The sequence below is a fragment of the Polynucleobacter sp. Latsch14-2 genome (assembly GCF_018881925.1).
Taxonomy (GTDB): domain Bacteria; phylum Pseudomonadota; class Gammaproteobacteria; order Burkholderiales; family Burkholderiaceae; genus Polynucleobacter.
Genome location: NZ_JACVPL010000026.1, coordinates 1 through 9,285, shown reverse-complemented (window position 1 = coordinate 9,285; position 9,285 = coordinate 1). Strand labels below are relative to the sequence as shown.

The window sequence follows — 9,285 nt, the reverse complement described above, 5'->3', positions numbered from 1 at the left end:
ATTCGTCAATGACGTTCAGGGTCCTAAAAGGCCGGCCGTAATGCAAGGTGTCGTACATAAAATCTAAGGCCCACATCGAGTTAGCCTCGGTAGGGGCAACAAGTGGAACTCTGGGCATCTTGGGGATGCGCTTTTTAGTTCTTCTGGGTAAGTTGAGGCCCATCTCCTTGTAAATACGCCATACCCGCTTGTGATTCCACTCGTAACCCTGATTGCGCATCCAATCAAAACACAATCTAAATCCCCAGCGCCCATTCTTGGCAACCACTTGATTAAGTACTTCAATAACAGGCTCATCAGCTTTAGCTTTGCTCCTTGGGCGCTCGTAATACGATGACCTAGCCAGCCCCATGTGAGCGCAAGCCCGTGTAATGGGTACCGCTTCTTCGCCAACCAGGTAATCGACTGCTTCTCTTTTACCGGTTGGCGCTAGAGCTTTTTTTCGATGAGGTTCTTGAGCGCTCGGTTATCGTGGGTCAGTTCAGCCACCATCGTTTTATATTCAGATAGCTGCTGCTCTAGCTCCTTTACTCGTTTGAGCTCAGAAGCTTCAAGGCCGCCGTATTTGGAGCGCCACAATGACCAAAGGAAATCCCTTTAGGGATAAAAGGTGGCACCGCTAATCCCATGCGTGCGCAATATGTCTGCCATCGCAATGCCACTCTCGGCTTCCTTCAAAATCCCAACGATCTGGGTCTCTGTAAATCGTGACTTCTTCATATTGATTCTCCTGTTGTAAATACTGCCATAAACAACAGAAAACTCAACTTCTTAAATGTACGAATCTAAGGGGATACTACAGATGGATGCCATCTTAAACAAGAATTAGCTCAAAAAAACTGTCTAATCTTACTTAAACTTTTCCAAGACAAGGCAGCAATACCCCCAATGCTATGGCGACGAAGAGCTCTATAGTCCTCGGTCATTTTGATGTAAATATGCCTTAAAGAGCGATTACTAGTCCCTCCGACCCTCATTTTTACTAAAACATGTGGCAGATAGATAAAACTGAGAGAGTGGTCGCTAAAACAACGTAGGATTATCTCAAAGTCACCGGAGATACGATAGCTCACATCATACCCCCCAAGGCGCTCAACTAAACTACGCCTCATAAATATTGTCGGATGTGGTGGCATCCATCCGAATGACAGCCTAGTCCTAGAGAAATTACCTGCAACCCAATGCCTAATAATTCGACTGGAATCTCTTTGCGAGACATAATCTAAATCACCGTATACAAGTTCCACGCTGGGATTCATAAACGCGTTTGCTACTTCAGCTATCACCCCTGAATTCGCAAAAAAATCGTCGGAGTGAAGTAGCCCAATAATGTCCCCAGTAGAGTTACTAAATCCCTTATTAAGTGCATCATATATTCCATCATCAGATTCGCTAATAAGAATAGATCCATCCTTAATGATTTTTTTAATGGCTGATAAAGTTCCGTCAGAAGAATCTCCATCAACAATAATGTGCTCGATATTCTGATAGCTCTGATGTTGTACGCTCAATATAGCCTCAGAAATATCTTCATTATTATAAACAGCCGTAATAATTGAAATTTTCAAGTTATTCATAATTTATCGCAGACTTTTTGGCATTTAAAGTCAAATCCAAAATATTGGCGGCTACCTTATTCCAGTTTTCAGGGATGCCGCTTAGGCTAGAACTCCAGTCGGGCTTCCAATCCTGAATAAGCAAATATTTTAATTTTTTTAAGGCGTCCTCAAGGGACTCAATACTATTGGGGTCAAAATAGATTGCCTCATCTCCACAAAGAGTATGCGCATAAGGCAAATCAGGGCAAACCACCGGAAGACCTAAAAACATTGCTTCCAGTAAAGGAAATCCAAAACTCTCCTTATTGGATAGGAAGAGTAAAGCGTCTACCTTTTCATAGGCCTCAATCAGCCCAACTGAGGACAAAAATCCTACGCAATGCACCCATGGTATCGAGGGCGCTGGATTCATGGCATTATCAAGCGTCAACATAAGCTCTGAAACTGGCCATTTTTCCGCTTTACTTTTTTGAATTTGGTTAAGTATTTTATGGTTCTTGTGCGGGTAACCTGCCGATGGATATATCAGCTTAAGACCACGTTCTGCAATTGGAGAAATAGGTTGGCGTTGAAAATTGCAAGTTAATAACCACTCGGGGACCGGGTGCGAAATAACATAAACCCTTCCTTGAGCCAAAGGATAGGTTGCAATAAGAGCCTCCTTCATAATATCGGTCTGAACAATAAATGCATCGACCCTCTTTAAATTAAGGCGAAAAATTAATCTAGAGACCGCGTACTTGAACTCGCCCAGCCTTAATTTGGAGCCAACGGGTCGCAATAAATGTGGTGTCTGCACAAAAAGAGTTTGTGGCGATCTTACTCTGAGCGGAATATCGCCACAAACTAGTAAAGGAGTAGCGCCATTAAACCTAAACGCCAAGAAAGTGCATTCCAAAAATCTTGAAAGTAATTTAGGAACAAAGCGTTTATATTTCAGCATCTTTATACCATCAAGCGGAGAAGTAAAATAAGATAATTCACCGCTATCTGGCAGATATACGTCAGAGATACCGATATTCTTATTTCTAATTAAAGCTGGAAGTAAGGACTTTAGGAGCTGGCTTGCACCTGCTCCAGTTACATTTGTGAGGTGTACCCTTATAGCCCCGTGCAATAAGCGATTTGAACTCATAACCCATACCAAGGCGATGGAATACTCACCTTCTCTAAAAAGGGGGCCTGGATTACGCGGAGCATATAAGTCGCAGCAATTTTTGGTTCAATGAATTCCATTGCCTTGACAGTGTGTTCACGCAATACCTTTAGTGCGCTAGGGTCTTTTTCTAATTGCATTAATTTATCAGCTAATTCATAGATTCCCTCCGATTTAAACTTTATTCCACAATAAAACTTATCAATAAGGGCGCCCGCACCAACCTCGTCACTACAAATAACCGGTACACCGGCAAGAATTGCTTCATTAACTACTACACCCCATCCATCATATCTACTCGGAACGAGAGCCAAATCGTATCTCCTCATTACACTCTGGGCCTGTCCAAATGGAATTACACCCCTATAAAAAACGTTCTTAGAGAAGAAACTTAATTCACCAGCATTTCCCGGGCCATATATATCAATTGAAATTTTTGAGCCTTTGGCCCATAAAATTTCACCCACATCACTGAGCAAGTCAAAGCCCTTTGTCTTTATTAGACTCCCCACATAAATTATTTTTATAACTGGATCAATAGGATATTTAATGACATCTTGCGAAACCTCATCATCATTTAATTGTGGAGGGACAAAATAACCAAATCGGAATAGCTTATCAATTGGAAAGCCAGCAGCCTGAAATTGGATATAAGATCGCTGAGAAATTGTAAAAATTCCAGCCACAGATGATCTGAGTAATAATCCATATAATTTATACAACCAAGGGCGAATTGAGGCCTTCATATAACCAAGCAGTAGAGAGGTTTCCCGCAAATAGCCATCAGGCCTTTGAGAGTAAGGCTCCGAAACAATATAGTATTCGATGCCTAGCCAAGAGGCAAATAACATGCACGGAATAAACCTTATATCTGAAAATGGGGCTGCAAATATATGAACGCTATTGCGCCGCGCCCGAAGAACTGAAAAACAAAACCCAAAGAAATTTTTACCTGGAATTAGCCGCCTCTTCATGGATAAGACCAGAGAGTCCTGCCATCCCTGGATTTTACGCATCTCATCCTCCATCGTCACAACATAGGGGACAACTTCAGCCCTAGCTTGCTTGCCAAGGGCCTCATAGGTAAAGGCCTGATGATCAGTAAGCACTGATTGCCACGTATATATAAAATTATTCATGACGAAGCCGTTCCAAAAATAAATTCGGATAGTCTTTTGCCCGATAACTTTGGTAAGCAAATATTTTTAACGGCATTGTAGCCAACTAGAGATCGATCTAAGGATCGTTGTGAATCGAGAGTAATATTCTTAATAAGTTTTATAAGCTCAGAGGGCTCATCAAGATTTAAATAAGTGGCCCCATCCCCAAGAACTTTTCGCACATCACTGATGTCAGTGGTCAAAACTAGAATCCCATTAGCCGCATACTCAATAACTTTAGAAGGAAAGGTGGTATTTGCAAAAGGTCCCTTATTCAATTTTAGAGAAAGCCCAACATCAGCCCTATTCAATACACTCAAGTAACCCAGATCAGAAAGACGTCCATGCACAATTACTATTGGATGGGCTGTTTCAGAAGCAAGAAAATTAAGCCGATCAAGACTCTCACCTTTCCCCGTTATCTCAAACCTAACATTTCTTACCCAGGGCTCATCACTTTGACGCAATATTCTTATGGCATCGATCAATAGATCACAGCCTGTGTCATGACATAAAGTGCCACTCATTAAAACTGTCAAATTCTTATGTTGAAATCTAGGCGCCATCGGTAAAGTCGGAATGGTGCCGTAATAACAAAGCGTAGGCCGTATAGAAGTGAATGCGCTTAGGGCACTACAAGCCAATAAAGCTTTATTACAGAATTTATCGAATAATCTAGAAACTAATCCAACTCGTGCAATCGTCTTAATACTCTTTTTATTCCGCACTTCCCCATCTTCAAGATCAAGAGTATTGCTATATCCCAATACAGTGGATATTAGCAACGAGGGAAGGAACGCAACAGTTCGGTTGTAGTAGATTAAGTGAGTAAAGAACCTTAAGCGCAATTTAAAAATAGCGAACATTAAACCCGAAGAAGATAGTAATTGCGATAATAAAGGTATTGTTGTGAAAGGTAAGTAGATGACTGGTACACCATTCACTCTATGTACCCGACCTGAGAAATTCCTCCACTCAGAAATTCCGCCACCTCTACCCATGCTTAAAATAATTATTCGTACGCCATCTAAGCGCAAAGCCTTGCATAAAAGAATAATTTTTTTGGAAGCAGCAGGGCTGTCAGTTGATATGCCACGCTTTATTCGAGTCACATCATCCAAAGCATTGCACATAAAAATTATTCGACGCCTCATAAATCTAGGGTCCGCTTAATAACCCCCGGAACTCCAGCAACTAAGCTATTTTCTGGAACGTCAGACCTCACCAAAGAACCAGCTGCAATAATGGAACCAGAGCCTATGGTAACGCCCCCCAAAATAATGCTCTTGGCACCAATCCAAACCCCATTCCCAACGAAAATCGATTTGGCATTACCTACTCCAGCACGCCTGCCATGAGGGCCGATCATATGACCGCCAGTTATAAACTCAACGCCCGGGCCAATATCACAGCAATTACCAACGGAAATTTGAGCCTCGACATGGGTGAAGATTACCGCCCCAGGGCTAATCCAAGTATCGCTACCCACTTTCAGCAAGCCGCGACCATAAATCCAAGACCTCCCACAAAAACGAACATCACTACCCAATTGAATTCCAGTAGCCCTCAACATCAAATTGCGCAATCTAAACATACGTGTTGGCGGCAAAAACCATAGAATGATGTTGCAAATATGCCTAATCATAGAGAGCTCAGTACTTTAACAAGGAAATTTAATTTTACATTAATAAAAATTATCTTTAATATAAAAAATAAAATCAAAAATTGAAAATGTAATTATATTATAACTATTATTTATATAGTTAAATTCTGACCCTGAAAGTATTCTAAAAAAATAAATTATTGATGATATAACTAATAATGGAATATATAATATTTCAGTATATATATATTTTGAAAATAGGTATGCCATCAATATGATTAATATGACTGGTCCATAAAAAAAATATCGATCAAATAATAAACCAGAGTTTCTAGTTATGATGAGAACTAAGAAATAGAAAGATAAAAATATCAGAATTTTAAATCCAATTTTATCATTTCCGTTTTTTACTGCATAAGTAAATATAAAAAATATAAAAAAAATAACATATAAAAAAAATAATGCCGCATTAATATTAGAACCTTCAATCTCAGAATAAAGACTACTTCTTTCAGCCATATTATTAATAAATGTTCCGCCATTTAATCCCATAGAATTAATAATTTCAAGCAAATTATAACTACCGATAATATAAAAAATAATGGATAAAATGAGTATTATTGCTATTTGATTATTTTTATTAAAAAATTCTTTTTTGGATATGAAAAAAGCGGGAGCAAATATTAGGCTAGAAAAATGCGTAAGGGCTGAAAAGATAAAAATATAAGAGTATTTTTTATTATCTTGTAATAAAAGACTAATAGAAAAAATTAGTAAAGACATTGAGGCATACTGCCGAACTAGATGCCCAGATAGGGGAAAACTATAACCTACAGCAATACCAAAAAATAATAATCCTACTGTGGATTTTTGCCCCAAACTATTGGCAGCTCCAATGCCAATAATTGAATAAGATAATAGTAAATATGTAAAAACCGTCCAAAAAAAGCTGAAGGTTGGAGGATAACCATTAAATATATGAGAAGCTATTGCTGTTGGAAGATAAAAAACGGGGTCTATAGGGCGAATTTTGAAATAATCAGTAATATCGATTGCGTTAAACTCAATATACCAATTATAATAATTCAAGAGATCGGATATGGGCTGCTTTGATGCATTGATTAATCCTAAAGCACTTGATATTAGCAATAAAACTATAAATTTATTAGTCCTATTTAATTTATATTTTGCAAAAAAGATAAATAGAAAACCAATAGAAAATATTGGCGATATACACCAAATAGTAAATAAAAATAAAATTTTTATAGCATGATTTTCTGTATTATATTTAATATTATTCTCGATATTAATAATTTTTTGCAACAGCAACCCATTTAAAAAAATTAATTTATTTAACAAATCGGGCGTGTAAGTATCCCTTCATAAAGGTCCTTATACTTTTTTGCAACTATATTTGCATCAAAAAATAATTCGGCCTTTGAGCGAGCGGCTTGCCCAAGAAGTGAATTACAGTTATTAGTTAAGACATACATCATCCCTGCAGCGAGATCTATTGGGTCGTGCGGCTTAGCAAGATAGCCAGTGATTTTATGATCGATAATATCTCGCAGCCCGCCAACATTAAATGCGACAACCGGCGTTCCACAGGCATGTGCTTCAGAGGCAGTTTGTCCGAATGCCTCCAAACGAGAAGGCACAACCATTACGTCAGCTGCGCTATAAGCCAATCTCAGAGAGATATCATCATGAAGATGGCCAATATAATGGGCTTGAAAACCATAATCTACTTTTATTTTTGGCTCGCTTTGGCCGAAAATGATAAGTTCGAAAAAAATCCCTTCACCACGAAGATGATTTAAAGCCTCGATTAATAAATCAAAACCTTTATTAGGGTCAACGCCTCCGCCCATAGCGCCAAACATAATCAAAGGGATATCTAATGGCAAGCCCAAGAGAGTGCGGGCAATAATTTTTGGTGCTGGTTTCCATATAGTTAAATCGAGAGGATTTGGAATGACAGAAACAGGCCAATTACACATTAGTGGGCTATCCTTAACACACTCAGCAAGCCAGCAACTTGGTGATACGATATTAATTGGCTTATCCCAGTGTTTCAATTTCCTAAGCCAATTCCACCTATTCATGTCAAAACCACTCTCATAAGAAGGGCGATTATTTTTTAAATACCCTTCTTTCCACCTGCCCTCATAGGTTAAATGCTCTGCACCGCAAAAAGCCCACATATCATGAAGCGTCCAAACAATTGGCTTCCTTATTTTTCCAATATCAGATATAGACAACATCTCCCAACCAACCCAGTGAAGATTGATGATATCTGATGATGACATATTCAAAATTTTCGGTAATCCAGAAGGCACAACAGCTGGAGTATGCAACATTTTATTTTCTGTTTTTAATAAACCTCGAAATAATTTAGCGACTTGTGGAGATAAGGATATACGCGCCTTATTCAAAATACCTATAGGAGGATAAATTGTCCAATCATCAGAGGAGGAGATATTGACAAGCATCCTTGAGTCAACGTTTATACACCTTAACGCCCTATGAATCCTATTGGCTGCTCGAGCAGCACCTCCAGCCATATCGGAATGGTTTAGGTGAGTAACTTTCATTTTAAAATTTTAAAATAATTAACCATCAATAACGATATTTTTTTTAATACAAACGCTGCTCGAACTGGTGATAGTAATAAATTATATAGTCTATCGTAGATAGCACCCTCAAATCTCCCAATAATTAAATATATAAAGTAAGTATAAATAATTACAAGTGGACTATTGCTCCCAAAATAAAATCTATTTTTTTTTCTGTAAATAATATCAGTAGCATTATTAGATTTTAGAATTAAATCACGCGATTTCTCTTCTAAAAAATTCTGCATCTCAAACTTTTCATCTTTTATGCAATTAACTCCGCTACCATCATTACCAATATTAATCACCTTAGTTTTAGTAGGAAAAATACAATACATATTTTTTTGAAGTAAATGATGCGTGTTGCATACATCACCCCAAATCTCTTTCTTGTATTTCATCAGCATAAGAGATGAAATTAAGCCGCCCAGACGCTCCGCTCGATAGAACTTGAGAGGATTTCGATACAAATGACCCCATTTAATTAATAAAAATTTTGGCTCAATATATCTATCCCTAAAAAACCCAACACCCCAGCCAGAAAAATATTGGGATTTATACACATCTGTTGAATTTAAATCTTCTTCGCTATACGTTGGGTAGTTATAACCACAAACTGCATAGCATGAAAAATCATTTTCATAAAAATCTAAAGCTCGATTTAAGTATTTAATGAAGTTATTGGAGACCAAACAATCATCCTCTAAATAAATAATCCGAGAGTATTTTTTAAAAATCATCCTGGTTGAAACCATGAAATTATTGTAAGTTCCAATATTTTTCTCGCGTTCAAATACCTTAACGTAAAGAAATCCTTCTACATTATTTATAAATTTTTTAACCTCATCATTAGCTATTCGTACTGATTCGGAATAAGGGCCATCTATTGAAATATATAAAGGAGTATTGCTTGCACCTTCCGCGCATTGAAGCGCATTAATCGTACGCTTAAGATGATCTATTCGATTGCATGTTGCAATAAGTATGGGCGCGTAAATGATTTGATTCATTGCCAAATAAACATGGAGAGATATTTTTTATTGAAATTTTGTGTCAACTAATAAACCGTAGATTCAAACACGAAGTGCAACACGGTTTAAGGACTGCATAAATACTTCATTGGGGGTTTTAAATCCTAATCGTTTTCTAGGTCGGTTGTTTAAACGGTCTTGGATCATTCTAAGCTCCTTAT

11 protein-coding genes and 1 pseudogene are annotated in these 9,285 nt (G+C 37.9%); all 12 read right to left on the bottom strand.

Features of this window, described 5'->3' with window-relative positions; all coding sequences use genetic code 11:
• The coding region (locus tag ICN46_RS11565) for an IS3 family transposase (RefSeq protein ID WP_216208971.1) at window positions 1–352 on the bottom strand (352 nt) is incomplete at its 3' end.
• Window positions 353–429: 77 nt separating this feature from the next.
• Window positions 430–579: a hypothetical protein gene (locus ICN46_RS11560; protein WP_216208968.1), complete on the bottom strand. Its 150-nt coding sequence runs from the start codon at window positions 577–579 to the stop codon at window positions 430–432.
• A gap of 18 nt (window positions 580–597) precedes the next feature.
• Entirely contained in the window at window positions 598–720 is a 123-nt protein-coding gene (locus tag ICN46_RS11555; protein ID WP_216208965.1) for a transposase, read from the bottom strand.
• 110 nt (window positions 721–830) lie between these two features.
• Entirely contained in the window at window positions 831–1,577 is a 747-nt protein-coding gene (locus ICN46_RS11550; RefSeq protein WP_216208961.1) for a glycosyltransferase family 2 protein, read from the bottom strand.
• Complete coding sequence (locus ICN46_RS11545) at window positions 1,570–2,694, bottom strand: glycosyltransferase (RefSeq protein ID WP_216208959.1); 1,125 nt, start codon at window positions 2,692–2,694, stop codon at window positions 1,570–1,572. The genes ICN46_RS11550 and ICN46_RS11545 overlap by 8 nt, the downstream gene beginning before the upstream one ends.
• Window positions 2,691–3,854, bottom strand: a complete 1,164-nt coding sequence (locus tag ICN46_RS11540) for a glycosyltransferase family 4 protein (RefSeq protein ID WP_216208956.1) — start codon at window positions 3,852–3,854, stop codon at window positions 2,691–2,693. The genes ICN46_RS11545 and ICN46_RS11540 overlap by 4 nt, the downstream gene beginning before the upstream one ends.
• Complete coding sequence (locus ICN46_RS11535; RefSeq protein ID WP_216208953.1) at window positions 3,851–5,008, bottom strand: glycosyltransferase; 1,158 nt, start codon at window positions 5,006–5,008, stop codon at window positions 3,851–3,853. The genes ICN46_RS11540 and ICN46_RS11535 overlap by 4 nt, the downstream gene beginning before the upstream one ends.
• Before the next feature lie 17 nt (window positions 5,009–5,025).
• Window positions 5,026–5,520 carry an acyltransferase gene (locus ICN46_RS11530; RefSeq protein ID WP_216208949.1) on the bottom strand — a complete coding sequence of 165 codons (495 nt, stop codon included), beginning with the start codon at window positions 5,518–5,520 and terminating at the stop codon, window positions 5,026–5,028.
• Window positions 5,521–5,559: 39 nt separating this feature from the next.
• Window positions 5,560–6,837 (bottom strand): EpsG family protein, encoded by a 1,278-nt coding sequence (locus ICN46_RS11525; protein WP_216208947.1) that lies wholly within the window; start codon window positions 6,835–6,837, stop codon window positions 5,560–5,562.
• Entirely contained in the window at window positions 6,831–7,970 is a 1,140-nt protein-coding gene (locus ICN46_RS11520) for a glycosyltransferase (protein ID WP_223146571.1), read from the bottom strand. Before ICN46_RS11520 ends, ICN46_RS11525 begins: the two co-directional genes overlap by 7 nt.
• Window positions 7,971–8,068: 98 nt before the next feature.
• Entirely contained in the window at window positions 8,069–9,103 is a 1,035-nt protein-coding gene (locus ICN46_RS11515) for a glycosyltransferase family protein (protein WP_216208941.1), read from the bottom strand.
• Between the two features lie 63 nt (window positions 9,104–9,166).
• A pseudogene (locus tag ICN46_RS12060) lies at window positions 9,167–9,285 on the bottom strand (IS30 family transposase); the annotation flags it as partial.

What these genes read in the sequence shown, in the direction of transcription:
- ICN46_RS11550 (WP_216208961.1), bottom strand. Translation starts at nt 1,577, where the DNA reads ATGAATAACTTGAAAATTTCAATTATTACGGCTGTTTATAATAATGAA.
- ICN46_RS11545 (WP_216208959.1), bottom strand. Translation starts at nt 2,694, where the DNA reads ATGAGTTCAAATCGCTTATTGCACGGGGCTATAAGGGTACACCTCACA.
- ICN46_RS11555 (WP_216208965.1), bottom strand. Translation starts at nt 720, where the DNA reads ATGAAGAAGTCACGATTTACAGAGACCCAGATCGTTGGGATTTTGAAG.
- ICN46_RS11530 (WP_216208949.1), bottom strand. Translation starts at nt 5,520, where the DNA reads ATGATTAGGCATATTTGCAACATCATTCTATGGTTTTTGCCGCCAACA.
- ICN46_RS11520 (WP_223146571.1), bottom strand. Translation starts at nt 7,970, where the DNA reads ATGCTTGTCAATATCTCCTCCTCTGATGATTGGACAATTTATCCTCCT.
- ICN46_RS11515 (WP_216208941.1), bottom strand. Translation starts at nt 9,103, where the DNA reads ATGAATCAAATCATTTACGCGCCCATACTTATTGCAACATGCAATCGA.
- ICN46_RS11535 (WP_216208953.1), bottom strand. Translation starts at nt 5,008, where the DNA reads ATGTGCAATGCTTTGGATGATGTGACTCGAATAAAGCGTGGCATATCA.
- ICN46_RS11540 (WP_216208956.1), bottom strand. Translation starts at nt 3,854, where the DNA reads ATGAATAATTTTATATATACGTGGCAATCAGTGCTTACTGATCATCAG.